General features: G+C 63.6%; 19 protein-coding genes. 11 read left to right on the top strand and 8 right to left on the bottom strand.

The genetic code is table 11. From position 1 onward, the window contains the following. Positions 1–37 precede the first annotated feature (37 nt). Positions 38–787, top strand: a complete 750-nt coding sequence (locus tag ACGLWX_RS04295) for an NAD(P)H-dependent oxidoreductase (RefSeq protein WP_396237610.1) — start codon at positions 38–40, stop codon at positions 785–787. A 241-nt stretch (positions 788–1,028) separates the two neighbouring features. On the opposite strand, the gene ACGLWX_RS04290 is transcribed toward ACGLWX_RS04295, so the two are convergent. After that, a complete protein-coding gene (locus ACGLWX_RS04290; protein ID WP_396237608.1) occupies positions 1,029–1,985 on the bottom strand; it encodes an alpha/beta hydrolase in 957 nt (318 codons plus the stop codon). Between the two features lie 180 nt (positions 1,986–2,165). On the opposite strand from ACGLWX_RS04290, the gene ACGLWX_RS04285 reads away from it, so the two are divergent. Both ACGLWX_RS04285 and bluB read left to right on the top strand, forming a co-directional pair. After that, complete coding sequence (locus ACGLWX_RS04285; protein WP_396237606.1) at positions 2,166–2,618, top strand: GNAT family N-acetyltransferase; 453 nt, start codon at positions 2,166–2,168, stop codon at positions 2,616–2,618. Next, positions 2,615–3,322, top strand: a complete 708-nt coding sequence (gene bluB, locus ACGLWX_RS04280; protein WP_396237604.1) for a 5,6-dimethylbenzimidazole synthase — start codon at positions 2,615–2,617, stop codon at positions 3,320–3,322. The genes ACGLWX_RS04285 and bluB overlap by 4 nt, the downstream gene beginning before the upstream one ends. Positions 3,323–3,368: 46 nt before the next feature. On the opposite strand, the gene ACGLWX_RS04275 is transcribed toward bluB, so the two are convergent. Continuing rightward, positions 3,369–4,874, bottom strand: a complete 1,506-nt coding sequence (locus tag ACGLWX_RS04275; protein WP_396237602.1) for a diguanylate cyclase domain-containing protein — start codon at positions 4,872–4,874, stop codon at positions 3,369–3,371. Positions 4,875–5,077: 203 nt separating this feature from the next. On the opposite strand from ACGLWX_RS04275, the gene ACGLWX_RS04270 reads away from it, so the two are divergent. From ACGLWX_RS04270 to ACGLWX_RS04245, 6 genes are all read left to right on the top strand, one after another. Continuing rightward, the gene (locus ACGLWX_RS04270; protein ID WP_396237600.1) at positions 5,078–5,806 is read left to right on the top strand and encodes a DUF1963 domain-containing protein; all 729 of its coding nucleotides are present in this window, start codon (positions 5,078–5,080) and stop codon (positions 5,804–5,806) included. 175 nt (positions 5,807–5,981) lie between these two features. Then, positions 5,982–6,473, top strand: coding sequence for a GNAT family N-acetyltransferase (locus tag ACGLWX_RS04265; RefSeq protein WP_396237598.1), 492 nt, complete (start codon positions 5,982–5,984; stop codon positions 6,471–6,473). Next, entirely contained in the window at positions 6,470–7,381 is a 912-nt protein-coding gene (locus ACGLWX_RS04260) for a LysR family transcriptional regulator (RefSeq protein WP_396237596.1), read from the top strand. Before ACGLWX_RS04265 ends, ACGLWX_RS04260 begins: the two co-directional genes overlap by 4 nt. A gap of 145 nt (positions 7,382–7,526) precedes the next feature. Next, complete coding sequence (locus ACGLWX_RS04255) at positions 7,527–7,754, top strand: hypothetical protein (RefSeq protein WP_396237594.1); 228 nt, start codon at positions 7,527–7,529, stop codon at positions 7,752–7,754. Continuing rightward, positions 7,747–9,222 carry a sodium:solute symporter gene (locus ACGLWX_RS04250; RefSeq protein ID WP_396237592.1) on the top strand — a complete coding sequence of 492 codons (1,476 nt, stop codon included), beginning with the start codon at positions 7,747–7,749 and terminating at the stop codon, positions 9,220–9,222. The genes ACGLWX_RS04255 and ACGLWX_RS04250 overlap by 8 nt, the downstream gene beginning before the upstream one ends. Before the next feature lie 69 nt (positions 9,223–9,291). Then, the gene (locus ACGLWX_RS04245) at positions 9,292–10,596 is read left to right on the top strand and encodes a DUF2252 family protein (protein WP_396237590.1); all 1,305 of its coding nucleotides are present in this window, start codon (positions 9,292–9,294) and stop codon (positions 10,594–10,596) included. A 23-nt stretch (positions 10,597–10,619) separates the two neighbouring features. On the opposite strand, the gene ACGLWX_RS04240 is transcribed toward ACGLWX_RS04245, so the two are convergent. The 3 genes from ACGLWX_RS04240 to ACGLWX_RS04230 form a co-directional block, all read right to left on the bottom strand. After that, positions 10,620–12,398, bottom strand: coding sequence for a GGDEF domain-containing protein (locus ACGLWX_RS04240; RefSeq protein WP_396237588.1), 1,779 nt, complete (start codon positions 12,396–12,398; stop codon positions 10,620–10,622). Between the two features lie 253 nt (positions 12,399–12,651). Then, a complete protein-coding gene (locus tag ACGLWX_RS04235; protein WP_396237586.1) occupies positions 12,652–13,713 on the bottom strand; it encodes an SPFH domain-containing protein in 1,062 nt (353 codons plus the stop codon). A gap of 2 nt (positions 13,714–13,715) precedes the next feature. After that, a complete protein-coding gene (locus ACGLWX_RS04230) occupies positions 13,716–14,207 on the bottom strand; it encodes a nodulation efficiency, NfeD-like protein (RefSeq protein WP_396237584.1) in 492 nt (163 codons plus the stop codon). 148 nt (positions 14,208–14,355) lie between these two features. On the opposite strand from ACGLWX_RS04230, the gene ACGLWX_RS04225 reads away from it, so the two are divergent. Then, positions 14,356–15,066 carry a trimeric intracellular cation channel family protein gene (locus tag ACGLWX_RS04225; protein WP_396237582.1) on the top strand — a complete coding sequence of 237 codons (711 nt, stop codon included), beginning with the start codon at positions 14,356–14,358 and terminating at the stop codon, positions 15,064–15,066. 6 nt (positions 15,067–15,072) lie between these two features. Here ACGLWX_RS04225 and ACGLWX_RS04220 read toward each other — a convergent pair whose 3' ends face one another. Then, positions 15,073–17,964, bottom strand: coding sequence for a hypothetical protein (locus ACGLWX_RS04220; protein WP_396237580.1), 2,892 nt, complete (start codon positions 17,962–17,964; stop codon positions 15,073–15,075). 140 nt (positions 17,965–18,104) lie between these two features. Between ACGLWX_RS04220 and ACGLWX_RS04215 the strand changes: the two genes are divergently transcribed. Then, complete coding sequence (locus ACGLWX_RS04215) at positions 18,105–18,812, top strand: DUF3581 family protein (protein WP_396237578.1); 708 nt, start codon at positions 18,105–18,107, stop codon at positions 18,810–18,812. A gap of 52 nt (positions 18,813–18,864) precedes the next feature. Here the strand turns inward: ACGLWX_RS04215 and ACGLWX_RS04210 are convergent, their stop codons facing one another. Further along, positions 18,865–19,740, bottom strand: coding sequence for a transglutaminase N-terminal domain-containing protein (locus tag ACGLWX_RS04210; protein ID WP_396237576.1), 876 nt, complete (start codon positions 19,738–19,740; stop codon positions 18,865–18,867). Beyond that, the gene (locus ACGLWX_RS04205) at positions 19,737–22,127 is read right to left on the bottom strand and encodes a circularly permuted type 2 ATP-grasp protein (RefSeq protein WP_396237575.1); all 2,391 of its coding nucleotides are present in this window, start codon (positions 22,125–22,127) and stop codon (positions 19,737–19,739) included. The genes ACGLWX_RS04210 and ACGLWX_RS04205 overlap by 4 nt, the downstream gene beginning before the upstream one ends. Between the last annotated feature and the right edge of the window lie 10 nt (positions 22,128–22,137).

Raw genomic sequence — 22,137 nt, 5'->3', positions numbered from 1 at the left:
GCCTGTCGGCTGATGTCGTGACAGCCAGAGGTATTCCATGAACGTTTTGATCGTATTGGCCCACCCGGAGACGCGCTCGTTCAACGCCGCGCTGATGAAAACCGCCGTTGCCCGCCTTGAAAGCGCGGGGCACGCGGTAGCGGTCAGTGATTTGTACGCCGAGGGCTTCGACCCGGTCGAGCGGGCGAGCCACTATGTTGATATCGACGACGGCGTCTTCAAACTGCTGGACGCGCAGCGCGATCATGCAAAGCGCCAGACGCTGCCCGAGGAGGTCGCCCGCGAGCTCGACCGGCTCGAATGGGCGGATCTGGTGATCTTCCAGTTTCCGCTCTGGTGGCACGCCCAGCCGGCGATTCTCAAGGGCTGGTTCGATCGCGTGATGGTCTACGGGGGGCGCTACTCGAGCCGTATGCGCTATGACAATGGCTATTTCAAGGGCAAACGCGCGCTGCTCTCGGTCACCGCAGGCTCGCCCCGGCAAGCTTTTCAGCCCTTTGGCCGCGCCGGTGACATGGCCGCCTGGCTCTGGCCGATCCACGCGTCGCTTTACTACGTAGGCTTCGAGGTGCTGGCGCCCCAGGTAAGCTACGGCGTGCAGGGCGGCGGCATTGAGTACCAAAAGCAGGAGGCGCTTGAGGCGCATCTCGCGGACTGCAAGCGTCACTGGGTCGAGCGGTTGGGGCATCTTGAAAGCGAAGACCCGATTCCCTTTGCCGGCTGGCAGGACTGGGACGAGGCGGGCGTGCTGCGGGAGACGGCGCCACTTCGCTGGCGCCTGGGATGATACCCGCCGCCATGCAGGCGACGGCGGGCGGGGGATTAGCCTTCGGCGGGCTGCAGGCGGCGTAGATGATCGCCTTGCGGGTCGTCTTCGCCCTGGGACTTGTTGACGGCGAACACGTGGCCCTGGCCGTCGGCGCTCTGGGCCACGGCCAACGGTGTGATCCGGTGGCGTTTAAGTGAGGATGGCAGGGTGTTCTCTCCTTGAAGGTAGGTGGGGCGGGCCCCTGCGGTATTGCCTTGTATTAGTCGATGGGTGACATACCCGTCACGTCGCCAAGCGCCGCCATTAGCGAGGCGCGAAAGGTCTCGCCGTGGCTCAGGCCGGGGAATTCCCGGTAGTCGGCGGTAACGCCGTCGAAGCCGTCGAGGCGCTCGGCCAACTGCTCGACGGCCTCCGGCGGTACGCTCGAAACGCGTTGCAGGTGCGCGCGGACCCGCGGGTCGCTCATGTCACGGTGAGAGGTGTCGCGTTCGCGCTCACCGCCGCCCAGGCTGAGGAGCACGCGCCGCTCGCCCGTTGTGTAGGTGGCGTTGTCGCTGTCGAGCGCGTCGAGCAGCGCGCCTTCACCCCACCAGAGCGACGGGCTGCCCGCGGCGTAGGTGCTGAACGCGTCGGGCTGGGTAAAAAGGGTATATAGCGCGAAGAGCCCGCCGAGCGAATGACCCCAGAGCGTCTGGCGGTGCGGGTCGGTATGAACGTGGCGCTCGACCGCCGGACGAATGTGGCGCTCGATCGCGGCCAGAAACGCCTTCGCGCCGCCGCCTCGGCCTTCGTCATCCGCCAAGGCGGTATAGGTGTAATCCTGTATACGCGTGCGGTCGATGCGCAGGTCGTTGTCGTAGCCCAGAAACACCAGCACTGGTGGTGCGGATTGGTCTTCGATCGCCTCGAGCAGCGCGGCGTCGAACTCCATCAGTGCCGCGTTGCCGTCGAGCATCCAGAAGGCGGGATAGCCTTTGTCCGGCGGTGCCTGTCGAGGAATCCCCAGCGTGACTCGCCAGTGCCGCTCGGGCGTCTGGCTTTCGACGGTGAAGCGCTCGAAGCGGTAGCTTGCCAGCTGCTCGTCGAACACAGTGTGTCCCAGCGTCTGTTGAGGGTCGCGTTGCTGAGCCAAGGAAGCGCTACTCCATGAAACGATGAAGACAATAAACGAGACGACCACGCGTTGACGCAGGTGCTTCAATGAACGGTTCGACATGGTGGGTCCGTCGCGAGTTGTACGTTAATGTTAATGATAATTGATATTAATTGATGTCGTGCTAATAAGACAACCGGGTAGACTCATGAGGTCGCGTCTCAAACGTGTGTGTGACCACACGAGCAGCCCATCACGATATACTGGCGGCTTGAACGCCACGATCGAAAGGGTAGAGTTGTTATGTCACTGGATTTTAACTGGTCGCGCTTTAATGAGCTCGACACCCGCGCCTTTTTCGAGATCGCCCGCGCCCGCGAGACGGTCTTCGTGGTCGAGCAGGCCTGTGCCTATCCCGAACTCGACGCGCTCGATCTAACGGCCTGGCACCTGCGCGCCACCAAAGGCGGTGAGCTTGCCGCCTACGTGCGCGTGGTGGGACCAAAGGAGAAGTTCGCTGAGCCGTCGATCGGGCGGGTAATGACCGTGGCGGCCTTTCGCGGCCAGGGCCTTGGCCATGAGCTGATGGCGGAGGCGATTCGTTTTACCGAAGCTGCCTACCCGGGCCAAAGCATTCGCATTGGCGCCCAGGCGCACCTCGCGGACTTTTACGCCTCGCTCGGTTTCGACGCCGTGAGTGAGCCCTTCGATGAAGACGGCATCCCGCACATTGAAATGATCAAGCTCGCGCCATGACGGCCTCGAGCTACCGCTTTAGCGAGGCCGAGCGCCGCGGCGTCTACCGCGCCATGTTCGAGCGCCGCGATGTGCGCTCGCAATTTTTGCCCGACAGGGTCCCGGAAGAGGTGCTAAAACGGCTTCTTGAAGCGGCGCACCACGCGCCGTCGGTGGGCTTCATGCAGCCCTGGGACTTCATCGTCATCGAGAGCCGGGAAGTCCGCGCCTCGATTCTCGAGCTGTTCAACGAGGCCAATGATGAGGCGGCGACGCGCTTTAGCGGCGAGCGCCAAGCGCTCTACCGCGGCCTGAAGCTTCAGGGCATTCTCGAAAGCCCGATCAATCTCTGCATCACCTGCGATCGTACTCGCGGTGGGCCGCACGTGCTGGGGCGCGACAGCGTCATCGAAACGGATCTGTTTAGCACCTGCCTGGCGGTGCAGAACCTTTGGCTCGCCGCCCGCGCCGAAGGCATCGGCGTGGGCTGGGTGAGCATCATCGACCCGCAAAAATTAGCCAACACACTCGGGCTTCCGGAGCACGTCTATCCTCTGGCCTATCTTTGCCTTGGCTACGTGAGTGAGTTTCTGGAAAAGCCGGAGCTGGAGGCGAAGGGCTGGCGCTCCAGGCTTCCGCTGGCGTCGCTCGTGCATGCCGATCTCTGGGGGCAGCGCCCGGCCAACGGTTTGGCCGGCTCTTTTGATGACGAGCAAAACGCGTAGCTTTCAAGGTCGCAGGACCGGCGGTGGCTAGCGCGCAATCAACGCCTTATCGCTGATCACAGCGCTCCCGGTTTGCGCGCTTGTCGGCATACATGCGTTCGTCAGCCAGCGCCAGCACCTCCTGAGAGAGGGCTTCGCTTGAACAGGCGCACCCCAGGCTAAGCCCGATGGCGAGGCTATGCGGACCGGTGGAAAGGTTAAGTACGCACTGCTTCTCGGCGAGGTGAGAGCGAATTCGCTCGAGCAACGCTTGAGCCGCGTCGAGGTTTGTCGCGGGCAGCAGGAACGTGAACTCATCGCCGCCGTAACGAGCAAGGATGTCGCTCTCCCGGGTACATGCCTGCAGATGCTGGGCAACGCAGGTAATCAGCTCGTCGCCTGCCTCGTGGCCGTAGCGGTCGTTTGACTCTTTCAGGCGGTCGATATCCATCACGATGACGGCAAAATCGGCGCCGGACAGGCGCTCCTTGTTGGCGATACAGGCGTGCAGCGCCGAGTCGAAAAAGCCGCGATTGTATAGGCCTGTGAGAGCATCGCGTTCGGCAAGCCGGGTGAGCTCGAGCTGAAGCAGCTTGTTTTCGGTGGCGCCAGCCAGCTGATCGGCGAACAGCGGCAGGATCTGCTCGAGCCCGCTGTTTTCCCCGGGTGCCTTGACGATGAGCCAGCCCAGATAAAGGCCAGAGCGGTTATCCATGGGGGTTAAATAGAGCGTGGCGTCATCGTCGCTTTGGCGGACAAGGGTACGGCCTGTTTTTTCGGCCGAGAGGTCGGTGGTCAGTGTCCTCAACTGATGCTGGTCGTCGGCGGTCAAGTTGGTGGTGGCCGCGAACGAAACGGTATCCGGCCGCGCGCGCTCATGGAGGATCACGGCGAACCCGTAATCCGGAAAATGGGTGCGAAGGTGATCGAGAAACTGATCGAGCAAGGCGGGAATCGTCATCGTGTGATGGCTGAGCAAGGTCAGGTCGAGCAGGGTTTGAAAGAAGCGATTCTGCATCTCGATGGCGCGCATGCTGCGGCCGATATGACGGTTTTGCTGGTAGGTAACGCGGCCCATCACCATGAAATAGACCACGGCCCCCGTCCATTGATAGATATCGACCCAGACATTGACGTAGGGGCGAAAGTCCGGGCCGGTGACCAACGCGCCGGCCAGCGCTGAAAAGGTAAACACCAGCGCCGATATCAGCATGCGGCGTGGCCCGCCCACCACGAGGTTGTTCAACAGGCAGGCCAGCGCCAGCGTGATGGTACCCAGCACATAGAAATCCAGCACGCTGCACCAGATACCAAACAGCAGCGTATCGAAAAGCAGATTTTTGAACTCGGCGCGTTTGGTGTTTTTGGCAAGCGTTGCATGCCAGTAGGCGATCCCCGGCCAAATCAGCAGAATTACGCCGGGCAATATCAGCTGCCACTGTGTTCCCTCCACCCGCGCAATCCACACCGTGAGGCCGAACGCATGCACAAAGGCAAACACCCGTGGGCCGGTCGTGGCGAGCGTCAGGCGATGTAATCGCTTGGAACGAGGGAGTGGTAGGGGAAATGGCATGCCGTGGGTCCCTCGGATCATTGTTTGTATGAGGTTAGCATGCGTGTCATTTAAGAGGACTTATTCATTAATCGTAGGAAAGTACGAGTCAGCATCTAGCGAGCGTCACGACAGCTTTTCAGGATAAGGCTTCACGATAGGGCGGCGCTTATCGCTCGTCGGGTTTTAGGTTAGAGTCGTCTAATCGACAAAGGAATCGTTTCATGGAAGACCGACTCGACGCGCTGCTCGCCCCGCTGATCAAAGAGGCGCAGGTATTGACGCCCCACGCCGACCCGGGCGCAATGGAGCCCTTGCTTGCCAGCAAGTTCGGCGGTTTACCTTACTGTGAAGTGGGGGCAACGTGGCCTGTATGCACGCTTTGCACCCAGCCGCTCACTTTCGTGTTTCAGCTTTTTGAGGAGAGGACGAACGCGCTGTTCGCCTTTTACTACTGCTTTGACTGCCTGCCCGCCGGCGACGACCCGCGCGACCGGGGGCTCTGGCACGCGCAGTGGTTTCACGCACCAGCAAGCGACAAGCAGATTCGCCTGGAGCGCCCCGGCACCGATCGCAACGCCATCACGCCGTGTCGGATCACGCGCCAAGTGGTGCGCTCACTGCCCGGCTGGGAGGGGCTCGATACCCAAAGTACGCAAGCCGAAGCGCTCTGTTGCGAGCTCGATCCGGAAAGGCCCTGGCAGGCGTTGGATCAGGCAGTAGCGCGGGCGGGCTGTATTGATGATCTGAAAAGCTGGCAGGGCGGCTACCCGCTTTACCTGCAGGGCGAGCACGTGCCCGACTGCCCCCATTGTTCGAACCCCATGTCGTTCTTCGCCCAGCTCGACTCCGAAGGCGAGGCGAACCTGGACTGGGCCGCGGTCGGTCTCATCTACGTCTTCTACTGCGAGCGACATCCGCAGAGCGTGGAGTTCGTCCGGCAGAATACCTAGGGTCTGTCTGAAAAGTCGACGAGCGAAGGCAAGACAAGGCAAAAATTGGAGAAGAAGCGGAGTTTACGTTAAGTAAATGAGCATTCTGAGCCAATTTTTAACGCCGTATTGTCGAGCGTAGACACTTTTCAGACAGAGCCTAGGCCCGTTTGCTCAACAGGAATTAGAACACCCCATGTCCGAACCCTTTTCAATCGAGCGTCTTCACGCCGATAGCCCGCACCTGCCGACCGTCACCGCCTGGACTTTCGCCATGTGGGGACACCTGCACCCGGGGCAAACCTTCGAACAGGCGCTGGACGAGACGCGCGGTGAATGCGGGGCTCGCGGCGTGCCGTCGCTGTTCGTGGCGCTGGAACACGGTGAGCCGGTGGGCACGGCGAGTCTGATCGCCGAGGACATGCCCCATCGACCGGAACTTTCGCCCTGGCTTGCCTCGGTCTTCGTCGTGCCGTCCAGGCGGGGCCGCCAAATTGCCTCACAGCTGGTACGACGCGTGGAGCAGGAGGCGCGCGCCAACGCCATCGAGCGGCTGTATCTTTATACGCCGGACCAGCAGGCGCTTTATCAGCGCCTGGGCTGGCAGCCCGTGGCGCGCGACCAGTGCCGCGGGGAGGATGTCACCATCATGTCCCGCACCTTTGACCGACACGGAGACGCCCAATGATCAGCGGCCGCGCGCTTCACTACTTCGATACCGTGGCGCGATGTCGCTCGCTGCGCCAAGCGGCGGCCATGCTCAACGTGGCGCCGACGGCGATCAGCCGCCAGATCGACCAGCTCGAAGCGCAGCTTGGGGCGCCGCTTCTGGAGCGAAGCCCCAACGGCATCGTGCTGACCGATGCCGGTGAGTTGCTGGCTGCTCAAGCGCGGGAGACGCTGCGCGATTTTGAGCGCGTGCAGGAACATATCGCCGACCTCAAGGGGCTGCAGGTCGGGCGCGTTCGCCTCGGCGCCGCCGAGGGGGTCGTGGCGGGGCTTTTGGCACCGACGCTTGCCGATATGGGCGAGCGCTATCCGAAGGTGTGTTTCGATATCGATATCACCAGCGCCGGGCAGATGGTGGAGCGACTGCGGCTGGGCACGGTCGATATCGGGCTTTCGTTCTTCACGCCGCGCCACGACGATATCACCGTGCTGGAGAGCGCTCGGCTCGACCATCACGCGGTCATGGCGCCAAATCATGCGCTGGCGGGCGACGACGAGATCACCCTGACGCGGCTCGCCGAGCACCGCGTTATCCTGCCCGATGCGACTTACGGAGCGCGCCAGGCGCTCGAGCGCGGGGCGCTGCGCGCGGGCATTTCGCTCAAACCCTCTTTCGACACCGCCTCGCTCGAAACCCAGAAAGCGCTGGCTTTGAACGGGGCGGGCGTGCTGGTGCTGCCGCCGATGGCGGTAGCCCGCGAATGCGCGCGGGGCGAGCTCAAGAGCATACCGCTCGCCGCCGATACGCTTGAGGCGGCGCGTATGGATCTGTGTGTTTATCGTCACCGCACGCGAAGCTTTGCCGTCGATACCTGCCTATCGCTTCTCACCGAGTCTCTTCGCGCTTTGGAGTCTTGCGCCGAATAAAGTGAACACAAAAAGTGGACACGAACGCTTAAAAATTTAAATATTAGTCGCACTGGCGCGAATGCTCTTTCAATCGCGCGTCGGTTACCTGATCGATAACATCATAATGCGCGCGCACTGAGAGGGCGCGACTAAGGGATTCGTCATGCGACGCTTGTTCGTTCTACCCACTTCCCGGGCGGGTTGGGGGCTTCTGCTCGCCTTCATCGTGCTGGTGCTGGCCGGTACCTGGCCGGTGATCGGCTTGATCAACCAGGCCGCGCTCGTGTATGGCCTGCCGCTGATGATCGTCTGGAGCTACGTGATCATTTTTTCCTGCGTGGGCGTGATGCTCGTCGGCAACCGACTCGTCGAGAGGGATGGGCATGAATAGCGTCTGGCCGCTCGTCATTACGCTTGGGTATATCGCCATCGCCATGATCATCGGCCTGACCGCTCGCGCCGGGCACCGCATGGAGTCGCTGGAGCAGTGGGGTGTGGCCGGGCGCAGTATGGGGCCGGTCACTCTGTATATGCTTATTGCCGCAGGCAGTGTGAGCGCTTACACCTTCATGGGCGCGCCAGGCTGGGCCTACTCCAAGGGCGTGGCGGTGTTCTACGTGGCGGTGTATCTGGCCTACCTGGCGCTGGTGGCCTGGTATTTCGGCCCCAAGGTGTGGCAGTTCGGCGAGCAGTTTGGCCACGTCACCCAGGCAAGCGCGATTGCGGATCGCTACCAGAGCCCGGCACTTGGCGCGCTGGCATCCATTGTGATGGCGGTGGGGTCGATCGCCTACGCGGTGCTCCAGACCGTGGGCTCGGCCTACATCCTGTTCGTGATGAGCGGCGGCGCTATCCCCGTGTGGCTCGGGGTGATCATCGTGCTTTCCTGTATCGCGGTGTATCTCTACATCAGCGGCCAGCGCGCGATCGGGCGCACCAACGCCTTTCAGGGCGCGCTGATGCTGGTGGTTGCCTGGGCGGTGGGGCTATGGGCGGTGCATAGTGCCACCGGCGGGCTCGACATGTCCGCGGTGTTCACCCGCATCCAGCAGGACCACGCCGAGTTTCTGACGCTGCCTGGCGCCCGGGGTGATATGAGTTTTAGCTTCTGGACCACCTCGATCATCGTGTCGATGTTTTCGTTCATGCCGCCGGTGTGGACGCAGTGGATGTGTGCCTCTTCGGCGCGCACCATTCGCCGCAGCGCCACCTGGCTTCCTACCTACTACGTGGTAATCCTGCCCGTGGTAGTGGTCGGGTTCATCGGCATTTACTCGCTGCCGGATCTCGAGCGTGCCGATACGGTGGTGCTGGAGTACGCCATGGCGAACCTGCCGGTGGTGCTGGTGGGGCTGTTGGGCGCCGGGACGCTTGCCGCCTCGATGTCCTCGAGCGAGCCGTTCATCCACTCTGTGGCGCTCTCGGCGACCAAGGACGTGCTGCAGCCGCTGTTCAAGCTATCGGATGCGTTTACCGCGAAGCTCGCCCGCTGGCTGCTGCTACCGGTAATGGCGCTCATTATCGCGCCGCTGGCGATCGCCGAGCCGGGGAGCCTGGTGATGATCCTGCTGGTGGGGCTGGGATTTGCCTCCCAGGTACTGCCGGCGTTCATCGGCATGTTCTTCTGGCCGCGCGCATCGAAACTTGGCGTGATGGCGGGGATTTTGTCGGGGTTCGCGGTGACCGTGGCGTTCACCACGGTGTGGTCGCATCCGCTGGGTATTCACGCCGGCTTCTGGGGGCTGATGCTCAACCTGCCGGTGTTCGTCGCGGTATCGCTGGCCACCCCCGCCGTCGAGGCGAGCGTGGTCGAGCGGTTTTTCCGTATTTCGGCGCCGCGCGGGTTCAAACGCGCCTAGCACTGTCTTAATCCTTTAACGAAGCGCGGCCAGACTGAGAGGCTTGCATCCATTCAGGAGAGCCGCGCAATGAGTCATCGGCTGGTCGGGCGTAACCGCCCTCAACAGGTTATCGAAGCGCTTCACGTTGCCAGTGAGTCGCTTCCCGCAGCGCAGCGCCAGGCGAGGTTCGCGCGCATGGCGGCGTCACCGCGGCGCTTTTTTGACGCGACGCCATCTCTTTACTGGCAGGACGTGTGGTCGGAGTGGCGGCTGGCGCTGTTCGGGGGCTGGCCGGAAACGCAGACCTGGCTGCACGGCGATGCAAGAGTCGATGCGTTTGCCGCGGTGGGCCACCCGGGCCAGCCGATTCACTATGGCTTGACTGGCGTGGATTGCGCGCTGATCGGTGACTATCAGCTCGATCTGTGGCGCTTGGCCGCAAGCATTGCGCTGATCGCACGCGAGCATGGCGAGCTTTCCTCGAAAGCGCTCGACCGCGCGCTGTGGGCGCTGGCCGAAGGCTATCGGGCGGCGCTGGTACGTCGCAGCGACGGGAAATCGGCAAAAGGGAGCGAGCTTAAAAACGCCAAAGGCCCGCTCAGGGCGTTTTTAGGCAAGGTGGTGGACAAGCAGCACCCCGGCCGCGCGCTGGACAAGTGGACCGAACTCACCGAGCAGCAGGGGCGAAGGTTTGCCCCGCGGCCGAACAAGCTCGCCAATCTACCGGCGGATGTAGCAAGCCGGCTCAAACGGCTGATCGAGAACGACTACCCGAAAACCCTGCCCAAACCGGTCAAGGAGGGCGACGAGGGCCACTTTCGCGTCAAGGACACGGCGCGCCGGCTCAACACGTTGGGGTTGGAGCACTACTACGCGCTGCTGGAAGGCGGCGCCGAGGGCGAGCACGACGACGTGATCATCGAGGTCGTCGAGCAAGTGCCGCCAGCGGCGTTTCATCTGTTGAGCCGCGCCGACCAGCAGGGCTGGCGCAAACTCTTTCCCAACGAAGCGCTTCGCCACGCCGCGGCGTTTCACGCATTGATGCCCCACGCCGACCCGTATCTAGGCTGGCTGACGCTCAATGATCGGATCTTCGCGGTGCGCCGGGTGGCAGGCTTCGAGAAACGCCTGCCGGTGCACAAGCTCAAAAGTGCCAAGGCTTACCGGCGGCTGGCGCATCAGTGGGGCGGGCTGCTCGCCGAGCACCACGTGAAGGGGGCGGCGGCGCTCAATCGGGACGAGGCGCGCTTTGCCGACACGGTGTGTCGGCGCATCGATGGCCGTGAAGAGGCGTTTTGCGAAAGCGTGGCCGGGTTTGCAACGCGCTACGCCGACTGCGTCGAACAGGACTATCGCCTGTTCACCGAGCACTTCATGGGCGGGGCCAGCTAAGCCCGCCGCGTTGTGACGCCCGTTTAGCCGGCGTCGAAGCCTGGCAGCTTTCCAAAAGACGGCACCGGTGTATAGCGCACGCAGCGGTTGCGTCCGCCGCGTTTGGCTGCATAAAGCGCTTGGTCGGCCAGTGACAGCAGCGCCGTGGGCTCTGAGGCGTCGTCCGGGTAGCTTGCGAGCCCACAGGAAAGCGTGACCTGAAGGGTGGGCTGCTCATCTCGACCAAGCGGCACGTTGGCCATCGTGCTCACCAACGAGTCGGCAAAGCCCTGTGCCTTGTGCGCGGTCAAGCCAGGAATGACGGCGACGAACTCCTCCCCACCAAAGCGGCAGACAGTGGCGATCTCAGCTAAATGACGCTTTAAATGGTCGGCGATGTCGGTGAGTACCCTGTCACCAACGGCGTGACCGTAACGATCATTGATCGACTTGAAGTGATCGAGATCGAGCATCAAAAGCGTCAGAGACTCCTCTTTGGTGCTGGCGTGCTGACATTCCCGTGCGAACAAGAGGTCGAAATGGCGGCGATTGTAAAGCCCGGTTAGCGGATCCTTGTAGGAGAGCCCGCGAAGCTTGGCGACCAACCGATCGAGCTCCTCGGTGCGCCTGGCGACTTCCTGCTCCAGGGTTTCGTTGGCGTGGGCGATCTGACGCTGGGTGCGCCGGTAGTGCCAGAGAAAGATCGCCGCGTTGGCCAGCGTAAACGCGAGCAGGCCACTGCTCAGCGGCACCAGCCGCCAGCCGATGAAGCCGTGAGCGACCAGCATGTCGAGCACCAGCAGTAGCGCGAACAGCGTAATGCTCATGATCAAAAGGCGCTGTTCGAGGGGAAGTGTCGAAAAACGCCAGTACGAAAGCGCCAGCATGAGGGGCAGCGTGACGAGCAAAAGTGCATCGAACAGCGGAAACGTCATCGGCAGCGCCACCAATCCAAGCGCCACCGCGGCCATGGAGGTGGCCAGGTAGAGCAGATGCAACTGCCAGATCCACGGCATGAGTTGCCGCGCGCGGCCTTCGAGCCAGTGGCCGAGCAACAGAGCCAGCGCGATCGGCAGGGTGAAATAGCTGGCGGCGCGCAGCGTATCCCACACCAGGGCGTTGGTGAAAAAGAGCTGGCGCGCCGGCGACTCGGCGACGAGCATGAGCCCGCCGGCGTAGGCGAACAGCGCAAGGGCGCCAAAACCGCGGCGCTCCGGACCGATCAGCATGAAAAGGGTAGTTAGAAGCGCCAGTACGAGCACCAGCGCGCTGACCGCGAGCGCTTGGGCGGAGCCGTGAAGCACCTGCTGGAATACATCGAAGCGCTCCATGACCTGGACCTGGCCCCAAAGGCCAATGCTGGTGTAGTCGGAGTAGAGCGCGAAGACGAGGGTCTTTCCAGCGCTGTCGGGGGGGAGCGTGATCACGTGCCAGGGCCAGCCGGCAAAGGGGCCGCGCCCCTCGGCGTCGAGCGCGCCGTGCTGGTAGATCAATTCGCCATCGAGATAGGCCCGCCCGACCAGGTTGATGCTGGTGATATAGACCACCGGGTCGTGCCACTCGCCCTGGGGCAGGGTCGTGCGAAGCCAGAGATAGCGCTGGTCACCTCGCCCCGGCGGGTTGGAGGGCGAGGTGATTGGCTGCCAAGCCGAAGGATCGTTTTCTGTACCGGTGGCGCCATTTCGCGCAATGGGCGCCTCGCCATAGCGGTACTCCCACTGGGTGAGCGGGGCAGGTGGGCTGGCTGCCTGAGCCATCTGAGCCAGTGCGAGCAGTAAAAGCACTAGCCAGCCGTAGCGAGCAAAAAAAGCAAACGAACGCATCGTGAGTCTCTTGGCCGATACGCAGCATGCCGGCGCTTGACCGGCTCGCCATCCTTGAGCGCCACGTCAGGAGTACGTAATGAAGTGCATAAACAAGTGCTTTAATAAGCACTTTAAGCAGTACATGCAACGGTGAAAGCAATATACCCCAATTAACGCTACAAAAGCGTTAAATCCGTTTGACGGCGGCATTTGACGTTAAACGCCGAGCGCGGCGGCTCGGCGTTTGAAAGGTGAGGCGAGTGAAGGGCGCTTACTGGCCTGCGGCGCCGCCTACTACGCCGCTTTGAAAGGCGTTTGGACGCGTGGCGCGGTGGGTATCGCTCCCGCGCAGGTGATTGGCGACCGTATCTTCCGGTGAGCCCGCCATTTCGCGGAACATGCCCATCGAGCCCAAAAGCGCCGAGGACTCGTAGGGCACGAATACCCGCTCGCCGTCCTTGGCCATGTTGGGCAGCACCTTGATATAGCTTTGGCCCAGCAGATAGCCCACCACGGTGCGCTTGTCGTCTTCGCTTTCGCCGATGGCATTGAGCACCAGCTTTATCGACTCCTGCTCGCCTTGGGCGCGCAGAATCGCCGACTCCTTGTCGCCCTGAGCGTTGAGAATCGCGGACTCGCGCTGGCCTTGGGCCATGGCGATCGCCGCGGACTTCTCGCCCTCGGCTTCGGTCACCGTGGCGCGGCGCTTACGCTCGGCGGCCATTTGCAGGCGCATGGCGGACTCCACCTCTTCGGGCATGGCGATGTCCTGCACCTCGACCCTGGAGATCTTCACGCCCCACTTGGAGGCGGGTTCTTCCATCGCCGCCTGAATTTCGTTGTTTACCTCGGCGCGGGATTCGAACAGCTTGTCGAGCTCCATCTTGCCCACGACCGAGCGTAGCGTGGTCTTGGCCAGTACCTCGACCGCTTGGCTCATGTTCTCCACTTCGTACACCGCGCGCTTGGGGTCGATGATCTGGAAGTAGAGCGCACCGTTGATACGCACCGTGACGTTGTCGGTGGTGACCACCGGCTGGCCGGGGAAGTCCATCACCGTTTCGCGGCGGTCGATGCGGATCTCATCGGTGGTGATCGCCTGGTACTCATCGCCGAGCTTACGATAGCGCAGCATGGTGATGGCGCGGGGCTGCTCGATGAAGGGAATGATCACGTTGATGCCGCTCTCCAGCACCCGGTGGAACGAGCCCAAGCGCTCGACCACCATGACTTCGGACTGGCGCACGATCACCAGCCCCTTGGCGATAATCGTAATGCCGATGACGACGACGATCAGGCTAATGATCAGACCGGGGCTAATGGGTAGATCCATGTTCAGGGTTCCTTGTACTCGGTGGGTTCTACGGAAGCAGGGGGCGCATCGATATCGCGGGTGACCAGAGCGGTCGTTCCTTCGAAGCGCTTGAATAGCACGACGCTGCCTTCGGGGAGCTCGGTGTCGTTGCTTTCGAGCACGCGCAGGCGGTAGAAATCGCCGTTGACCTTGATGCCGGTGGCGCCGTCGAAATCGCGCTTGAGCGTGGTGTAACGGTTGCCTTTTTCGACCCCGGTGCCGGTGGTGCCGTAGGCCACGCCGCGGGGTGAAAAACGCGGGCGAATGTACCCTATGCCGACCGGTACCAGCACGCCGGAGAAAACGCCCATGCAGACCAGCTGCCAGGCAAGGCCGAGCCCAAACGCGGTGACCAGCGCCGTGAGCGCGGCGGCTACGCCCAGCGCCAGTAGCAGCATGGCGCCGGAGGTCAGCTCGGCCAGGCTCAAAAGCAGCGCCAGCACGAGCCAAGTGTAAGCGGGGTTCCACTCCATGGGGCGTTCCTCCCTTGAGACGCCGCCGCGTGATGACCCAACGTCGACGGCGGCAATCCATATGTAATAACGCACATTGATGCTAGCTTACCGCAATAAGGGGGGGCAGCGCGCCCCGTTCAAGCGCATCGAATGAAAGGGGAGTCGTGTGTCAGGAGTGGTCTACTGGCTGGATATGATTGGGGTGATCGTCTTTGCGCTGTCCGGCGTGGTGCTGGCGTGTCGCTCGCGGATGGACCCGTTCGGCATGCTGGTGCTCGCCGCGGTCACCGGCATCGGTGGCGGCACGCTGCGCGATTTGGTGCTTGGCATTCGCCCGGTGTTCTGGGTCAGCGACCCCACCTACCTGTGGGTGATTCTGGCCACGGTGGGCGTGGCGCTTTTAGGCTTTCACTACATTCACCGGCTGTCGCGCCGGTTTCTGCCCGTGGCCGATGCCTTTGGCCTTGCGCTGTTCGTGGTGATCGGCACGCATAAGGCGCTGCTGCTCGGCACCTCCGCCGTGGTGGCGGTGGTGATGGGCATCATGACCGGAGTGGCCGGCGGCATGCTGCGCGACGTGCTCGCCCGGCGGGTGCCGATGGTGCTGCGCGAGGAGATCTATGCCACCGCGGCGATGGCCGGCGGCATCGTCTACGCCGGGCTCTACACGGTTGGCACGCCGCTTTATTTCGCCATTGCCGCCTCGCTTTTCGTCACTCTCGGGCTGCGCCTGGCCGCGATTCGCTGGCGCCTGGCGCTGCCGCAGTTCGCTTGGGTGAAGGTAGCGCCAAAAGTCGAACCAAGCGACAGCGCGCTCTCCACCCCAAAAAAGGCGAAGGAGCGGGTGCGCATGATCCGCCGCCAGCGCCGGCGCTAGCACGGTTCAAGGGCGTGGATAGCGCTGTGCCTGGCGCCAGCGGTCGAACCAGCGTTTGGGCTGTAAAAGGCGCAGGCTCGGCTCACTGTCGACGAGCTCGACGCCGAGCCCTAGCGCTCCCAGGCTTGCGTAGAGCGCACCGTTGACGCTTCGCTTTTCAAGCCAAACATCCGATAAAAGCCACAGTGGCCCGCCAGAAAGCGTCAGGTCATTAAGCGCGAGGCGCTCGCCGCTCATGGAGAGCTCGGCGCTGCCTTCGATGCCGTGCACGTTCAAAAGCCGCCCCAGCCAGTCGCTGTCCCGGGCGCGGGCCAAAAATAGCCGCGCCAGCAGGCCGGTGTCGCGCATGCCAAGGCGCAGCGTGCTGGTAAGTTCGACGGGTTCGGCCATGGTCAGCGCGGCGTTGAACAGCTCGAGACGTACCCACCAGCCGGCGTCCTGACGGCCTTCGCCGCTCAGGCGAAACACGTTTTCCAGCCGGACCCAGGAGTCGTCGGCGCGAAAGCGCCGGGTTTGCCAGTCGCCTTCGGTCAGCGCCAGGTGCAGCTCGAGGTCGCCGCGCAGGCGCTGCTCCAAAAGCGCCAGCTCCGTTTGAAAAGCGCGCAGCGTGATCTCACCTTCCACCTGGTAGCCCTGCAAACGCCACTGGCTTTCAAGGTTTGCCTGGCCGCCTAACAGCGTCACGCCGTCGGTGTCCGGAAGAAAATCGTTGTAGCGGGCGATGTCCGGTACCTCGACTATGGGGAGCTCGACGCGGGTGGTGAAGTGCTCGGGAGATGGCGCCTCGCGCGCCTGACGAAAGCGCGACGTTTGAGTCGTAAGCGTGAGGTGGCGCCCGGCGAGCGCCGCGCGGTCGTCGCCTTCGCGGGTCAGCGCGAAGCGCGGGATCGAAAGCGTCAGCGAGGCGTCGTCGCGGCTTGAAAGCGCGGCATGAAGCTCCCCACGGCCGCTCGCCGCGAAATCCAGAAAGCGAGCTTCCAGGTCGTTGGCGTTCACCTGCAGCCGGGTTGGGGGTAGAAGATCGCTGCCCAGAAAAGCGGCGTCCAGCAACAGCTCGCCGCTTCCCGCCACGGAAAGCCCCGGGCCCTCGGGTAGAAAGGCGTTCAAAAAGCCGAGCCGCTGAACCTCGCCTTCCAGCGACAGTTCGCCGCCGAGCACGCCGTTTTGACGGCGAAAGCGCCCCTGGCTGAGCACCAGCACGCTCTCCAGGCGCTCGGTTTGGGCCTCGCGGCTGGCCACCTGCCAGCGAAGCGAAGAGCCGCCGAGATCAAACGTCGAGCCGTCGAGCGCGGCATGTCGAACGTTGAGCGCCAGCCGGGCGTCGCTTTCAAGCGTTTTGGGTTGGCGCTCGCTGGGCAAACGGGTCACCCAGCGCTCGCCGGAAAGCGTAATCTCTCCAGCAAGGTGCCCACCGTTTAACGACAGCGCCCCCTGGCTTCGGGCCCGGCCGCTGACGAGCTCAAGCGCCTCGGGGGTGGGAAGCGCCGCGTTCAGGTAGGGGGTGAGGGCGGCGATGCTGGGGAGCGTCGCGTTTTGCCAGCCAAGCCGGGCGGTGGCGTCCTCGATGCGCGTATTGTCGATCGGGCTTTCCAGATCGAGGGTGATATCGCCATCGGCCAGCAGCGTGCGGTTTTGATGCGTCAGCGAGGCGTTTTCCAGCGCGAGATGAGCATCGAGCGGCGCGTTTGGGGCAAGCTCGGCGCTTAGCGTGCCGTTGCCCTGAGCGGTTATATCGTCGTAGGCGGCGCCGAGGTTTTGGGCCTGGATATCGAGCCGGCCGCGGTGAAGCTCGCTTTGGCGCACGCTGGCGCGCAGGCTTAGCCGCCCCTGGCCGCTTAGCGCAAGCGCCCCCGGCGTCGAGGGGCGCAGGTAGCGGTCGAGCATATCCAGGCGAGTGACCCGGCCGTCGAGTTCGACCTCGGCGCCGCTCGGCGGCTCGAGCTGATCCAAACGCCGGTTGGGGATCGCGGCGGTGATTGAGAGCGCGGCCTGCTCGGCGTAGGGGGTGTGGTCGGCCAGCACGACGTCCTCGAGCGCGGCGGCGAAGTGCAGCGCGTCGTCACTGACGTTCAGCCGCACCTGCCCGCTGCCCGTTGCGGTGTGCCGTGAAAGCCCAACAGGCTGCGGCGCGCTCGAAAGCGCTGCCGTATCGACGCCAAGTGTAAGCCGCGGGGCGCGCAGCGTTACCTCGCTTGCCTCACGGAGCGTGCCTTTCTCCACCGCTAGGGCCACTTTCAGGTCGCCATTACCGGCCAGGTCCAGCCAGGGGAGGGCTTCGAGGTAGGGCATGAACACGTCCCAGGCATCCGCGCGCGCCGAGGCGTCGAGCCGCGCGGTGAGCGCCTCCAAAAGCGCGGGTGTGAGCGAGGCGCCGTCTGGCTTTCGGGTGAGCAGCGGCGCGAGCGTGGCCTCGGCGTCCAGGGCGATGTCGCGGGCGAGTATCGCGCCATCGCTTGCGCGCACCAGCCGGCCCCGCTCGACTGCTAGCATGAGGTTGGCGGCGCTGAGCGTGTCGCCGCTGAACGTGGCATCTACGAGGCGAAGATTGCCCTCGGCGTTCAGGGCGATATCGCCCACGCGAAAGCGGCGGATGCCGTCGGCTTCGAGCGCTTGGATATGCAGCGTCCCGCGCAGCAGCGCGGCGAGTGACAGAGAGAGCGTAGCGCGCTCGACGCTGATACTGACCGGTAGCGCTGCGTCCTGGCGCGTCAGGGTCAGCTGGTCGACTTCCCAGCGGCCGGGGTGCTGGCTGTGAGCGCGCTCCCAGCGCACCTCGACGCCATCGATTTTCGATAGCCGGTCCGCCATCCACTGGCTGTTGAGAAGCAGGGAATTGACCAGCCACCACGCCATCGAAAGTATGATGGCCAGGATCAGGACTATACTCAGAGTTAGCACTAGCCATCTGGGCAACAGGGTGGTTTTGGGCAACCTACGGCTTTTGATAATGGCTCCTTTTGGCGCATGTTTTATGGCATTATGCGCGACAAGGGACTGATATGGGTTTTCGACTTCAACGCTAGGCAGGCAGCAAAGCCATGTTCAAGGATTTTTACACGCAGTGCGGCGATCACGTGGTGATCTCCGCGGAGCAGGCCAGCCGTTTCGCCAAGGGCGTCGCCGGTGACTACAACCCGATCCATAATCCGGACGCGCGGCGCTTCTGCGTGCCCGGGGATCTGCTGTTCACCCTGGTGCTGGCCAAATTCGGGCTCTCGCGCCATATGGAATTTCGCTTTACCAATATGGTCGCGGCGGACACGCCGCTCAAGTTCAGCGAAGGAGACGACGGCAAGCTTCACGTGTGCGATGACGCCGGCAAGTGCTACCTGCACGTGACGCGCTCGGGGGAAACGACGTTCGAGCCGGACGTGATCGAGAATTTCGCGCGCTGCTACGTGGCCTTCTCGGGCAAGAACTTCCCGCACTATCTGAAGCCGCTCATGGAAGAGCACGGGGTGATGTTCAACCCCAAGCGTCCGCTGGTCATCTACGACAGCATGGGCTTTTCCCTGACGCGTCTGGATGGCTTCACGCCCAACCTGGCGCTGACCGACTCCTCCCTGAGCGTTCAGGGCAAACGCGCCGAGGCGCTTTTAGAGTTTGCCATCGAATCCGCCGGCGAATCGGTCGGGGTGGGATCGAAAAAACTCGTGGTCAGCGGGCTTTGCGACTACGACGACCACCAGATGTCCGCGATCGTCGACGAGTTTTACCGGCTCAAAGCCGCCTATGAGGCTGCCTGAGACGCGGCCGAGCGCCTCGCCGCTCGGCGCCGGGTTCAGGTAAGTAGAAGGGTCAAACCGCGCTGCGTTTGAACGGAATCACGTCGACCTCGACCTCCAGATGATGGCCGCCGCCGCCGTTCATCACGCCCTTGAGCGGGGTCACATCGAAATAGTCGCGCCCCCAGGCCAGTACCGGGTGGCGCTCGCCGGCCAGCGTCCCGTTGGTCGGGTCCAGCGACAGCCATCCCCACTCCGGTACCCACAGCGCAAGCCAGGCGTGCGAGGCGTCGGCGCCGATCAGCCGCGCCTTGCCCGGCGGCGGCTCGGTTTCCAGATAGCCGCTGACGTAGCGCGCCGAGAGCCCGATCGAGCGCAGCGAGCCGATCATTAGATGGGCGAAATCCTGACAAACCCCGCGCCGGCTGGCCAGCACCTCGGAAAGCGGTGTGGCGAGGGTCGTGAAGCTCGGGTCGTACTCGAAGTGGGCGTGGACGTACGCCGTCAGCGCCTGGGCGGCCTCCACCACTGGCCGGTTGGGGGTAAAGCATTGTTTGGCAAAGGCGGCGAGCGCATCGCTTTTACGCACGAAGGGCGAATCCATGCGGTAGAGCTGGGTCTCGAAGCGCGCGTCGGCGTCCAGTAGCGCCGCAACGTGCTCCCAGCTACTCGATGACGGCGGCAGCGGGCTCATTGCCCAAGTGTTGATGGGCGTGGTGACGGTCACGTCGAGGGTTTGGTGAGGCTCTTCCAACGCGAAATAGAGCACCCGGTTGCCGAACACGTCGCGCCGCTCGGCCTGATAGTGCGGCGTTGGGGTAATGGTGAGTGTCGAGGCGCCGCACTGCTGATACTGCGCCTTGCGGGGCAGCACGCGCGCCTCGCTATGGCACAGTGTGACCGGCGCGCCGTAGTGGTAGCGCGTGGTGTGACGAAGGGTGTATTTCACGGCGCGATCTCTACGCTGACCAGCAGTCGCGCGCGCTCGACGTGGCTGAAGTGGCTGTGGCTGATCGCATCGGAAAGCGCGTTGAGCGGTGCGAGCAGTTCATCGAACAGCTGGGCGAGTGCCTGCTGGGCTTCCGGCGTGTCGTTGACGTGGCTTAGCCGGTCGATATCGGCCAAGTGCAGCGCGGCGTTGGCCTGAATCAAAAGCCTGCGCTCGGCATTGCGATAGGGCGTGGCGCTGCCGGGCAGCCGTTCGACCTGCTTGTGCAGGCGCTTGAGCATATAGCCCACCGAGCGCGGGTTGGTTTCATCGAAGAGCAGAAGATCGATGATCGCCGCCGGATGAAGCTCGCTTCGGTAGCGCCGCCGGTAGGCGGTGAAGTTGTCGGTGGTGGCCAGTACGACCTCCCAAAGCGCCAGGCGCCGCTCCGGGCGCGCATTGAGCGTAAGTTTCAACAGCGTCAAAAGCCCCAGTGCCCGATCCAGAAACCGGCCGATATCCATGAACCGCCAGCCAAAATGGTGCGGCATGGTCTCGTTGCACAGCCCAAAAAAGCCGGCGAGCTGTGCGAACACTCCTTCACAGGCGCGGCGCGCAGCGCTGGTATCGATATCCGGGTCGAAGGCGTCGAACTGCTGGCGAAGCTGGTGAACGACACGCCAGGAGTCGTCGCCCAAGTGGTCCCGCACGCTGCGGGCGTTATGCAAAAGCTGCGAGAAAAGCGGCTGCAGCGCGCGCGGATCGCGCCCGTCGAATTGGGTCAGAAGTGCCGCCCGCTTCGGCCCAAAGCCTTGAGGCGGTGCGGCGTCGGCGCTTTTGGGGTCGCACAAATCGAGCGCCAGTAGAAGCTCGTCCAGCACCTGGTCGGCGATATCGTCCTGGTCGTACTCCATCAGCCGCATCAGCGCCTCGCGCAAAAGCCGTGTCCGGCTATCGAGGCGCTCGCCGTAGCGCCCCAGCCAGTACAGGCACTCCGCCACGCGGCTCGGCAAATCTTCGCTGTCGCGAGTGACCACAACCGGGCCATGCGCCTGCTTGAACTGGCTGACGTGGGGCTGGGCGCTGTCGGCGGTGATCCACACGTCCTTGACCACCGGGCTTTGAAGCGACGGCGAGCCCGGCTCGCCAAGCCAGCCAAGCCCGCCGGGCAGCACCTGGTAATCCTCGTCGGTGGCCTTTGGCGCCGTTACGCTTTTGGGCGTGCGCGCCACGAAGCAGCGCAGGTTGAAGGTCGCCGGGCTCAGTGTAGTGAGGGTTTCATCGAACACCGGCATGGTGGCACAGTCGGTGTCGGCGGTCGCGGCGGTGAGCTTGAGCGGCTCACCGAGCAGGTGCTCGCATAGCGCGGGCAAGTAACTCGTCAGCGCCTGGCTTTCCAATACCCCGACGCCCAGGGCGTTGGAGAGCGCCACGCCCCGGGTGCGCGCGGCCTGTAAAAGCCCGGGTACGCCGGTCGCCGAGTCGCCATTGAGTTCCAGCGGGTCGCACTCGGCGTCGCGGCAGTGGCGCAGCACGACGTCGACAGGCTTGAGCCCGCCAAGGGTTCGAAGCCAGAGCTGGCTCTCTCGCACCACCAGGTCCTGGCCCTGGACCAGCGCGATGTTGAGATAGTTGGCCAGATAAGCGTGCTCGAAGTAGCGCGGGCTTTGTGGCCCCGGGCTTAAAAGCACCACGGTCGGGTTGTCGCGGTGCTGGTAGGCCAGCACGGTGAGCGTACGGTGATGAGCGTCGAGAAAGCTCGCCAAGCGCTTGAGCGGCGCGTTGCGGTACATCTGCGGCAGGGCGCGGGCCATCAGGATGCGGTTTTCGAGCGCGAACCCGGTGCCCGACGGGGCCTGAAGCCGGTCGCCCACCACTCGCCAGCGGCCGTCGCGGTCGAGAATGACATCGACCCCATGGTAGTTGATCGGCGCGCGATCCGCCGGGTGGGCGCCATGGGCAGGCAGCAGAAAATCCGTCGAGGCGAGCAGCGCCTGGGTGGGCAAAAGCCCTGCATCGAACAGCGTACGCGGGCCGTAAAGGTCGTGATAGATGGCGTTAAACAGCCGGCTTCGCTGCACAAGCCCCGCTTCCAGGGTTTGCCACTGGCTGGGCTGGATCACCCAGGGCAGCGGGTCGAGCCGCCAGGAGCGGCCCTGGTGCTCGTCGTGCATGTTGAAAATCACGCCGTTTTCGGCCAAAAGGCCGTTCAAATCCTCCTGCTGGCGAAAGCGGCCCGGCGCGCCCAGCGCGTCCAGGCACGAAAGCAGCGCCGGCCAGCCCGGGCGCAGCTGGCCGTGGCGGTCGACCATGGCGTCGAACGGTGCGGGCATTCCCTTGCCTAGCTGTTCAATATAACCCTCGACCAGCCCGGTAGCGGCGGGCAAGGGCGTCACAGAGGCGGTCATACAGTGTTCC

It is taken from the genome of Halomonas sp. HMF6819, from assembly GCF_044335525.1.
Lineage (GTDB): Bacteria > Pseudomonadota > Gammaproteobacteria > Pseudomonadales > Halomonadaceae > Vreelandella.
This window is presented reverse-complemented; position numbering and strand designations above follow the sequence as displayed.

Excerpts from the sequence above, each read along its gene's own strand:
- ACGLWX_RS04295 (WP_396237610.1), top strand. The coding sequence starts at position 38 with ATGAACGTTTTGATCGTATTGGCCCACCCGGAGACGCGCTCGTTCAAC.
- ACGLWX_RS04290 (WP_396237608.1), bottom strand. The coding sequence starts at position 1,985 with ATGTCGAACCGTTCATTGAAGCACCTGCGTCAACGCGTGGTCGTCTCG.
- ACGLWX_RS04285 (WP_396237606.1), top strand. The coding sequence starts at position 2,166 with ATGTCACTGGATTTTAACTGGTCGCGCTTTAATGAGCTCGACACCCGC.
- bluB (WP_396237604.1), top strand. The coding sequence starts at position 2,615 with ATGACGGCCTCGAGCTACCGCTTTAGCGAGGCCGAGCGCCGCGGCGTC.
- ACGLWX_RS04275 (WP_396237602.1), bottom strand. The coding sequence starts at position 4,874 with ATGCCATTTCCCCTACCACTCCCTCGTTCCAAGCGATTACATCGCCTG.
- ACGLWX_RS04270 (WP_396237600.1), top strand. The coding sequence starts at position 5,078 with ATGGAAGACCGACTCGACGCGCTGCTCGCCCCGCTGATCAAAGAGGCG.
- ACGLWX_RS04265 (WP_396237598.1), top strand. The coding sequence starts at position 5,982 with ATGTCCGAACCCTTTTCAATCGAGCGTCTTCACGCCGATAGCCCGCAC.
- ACGLWX_RS04260 (WP_396237596.1), top strand. The coding sequence starts at position 6,470 with ATGATCAGCGGCCGCGCGCTTCACTACTTCGATACCGTGGCGCGATGT.
- ACGLWX_RS04255 (WP_396237594.1), top strand. The coding sequence starts at position 7,527 with ATGCGACGCTTGTTCGTTCTACCCACTTCCCGGGCGGGTTGGGGGCTT.
- ACGLWX_RS04250 (WP_396237592.1), top strand. The coding sequence starts at position 7,747 with ATGAATAGCGTCTGGCCGCTCGTCATTACGCTTGGGTATATCGCCATC.
- ACGLWX_RS04245 (WP_396237590.1), top strand. The coding sequence starts at position 9,292 with ATGAGTCATCGGCTGGTCGGGCGTAACCGCCCTCAACAGGTTATCGAA.
- ACGLWX_RS04240 (WP_396237588.1), bottom strand. The coding sequence starts at position 12,398 with ATGCGTTCGTTTGCTTTTTTTGCTCGCTACGGCTGGCTAGTGCTTTTA.
- ACGLWX_RS04235 (WP_396237586.1), bottom strand. The coding sequence starts at position 13,713 with ATGGATCTACCCATTAGCCCCGGTCTGATCATTAGCCTGATCGTCGTC.
- ACGLWX_RS04230 (WP_396237584.1), bottom strand. The coding sequence starts at position 14,207 with ATGGAGTGGAACCCCGCTTACACTTGGCTCGTGCTGGCGCTGCTTTTG.
- ACGLWX_RS04215 (WP_396237578.1), top strand. The coding sequence starts at position 18,105 with ATGTTCAAGGATTTTTACACGCAGTGCGGCGATCACGTGGTGATCTCC.
- ACGLWX_RS04205 (WP_396237575.1), bottom strand. The coding sequence starts at position 22,127 with ATGACCGCCTCTGTGACGCCCTTGCCCGCCGCTACCGGGCTGGTCGAG.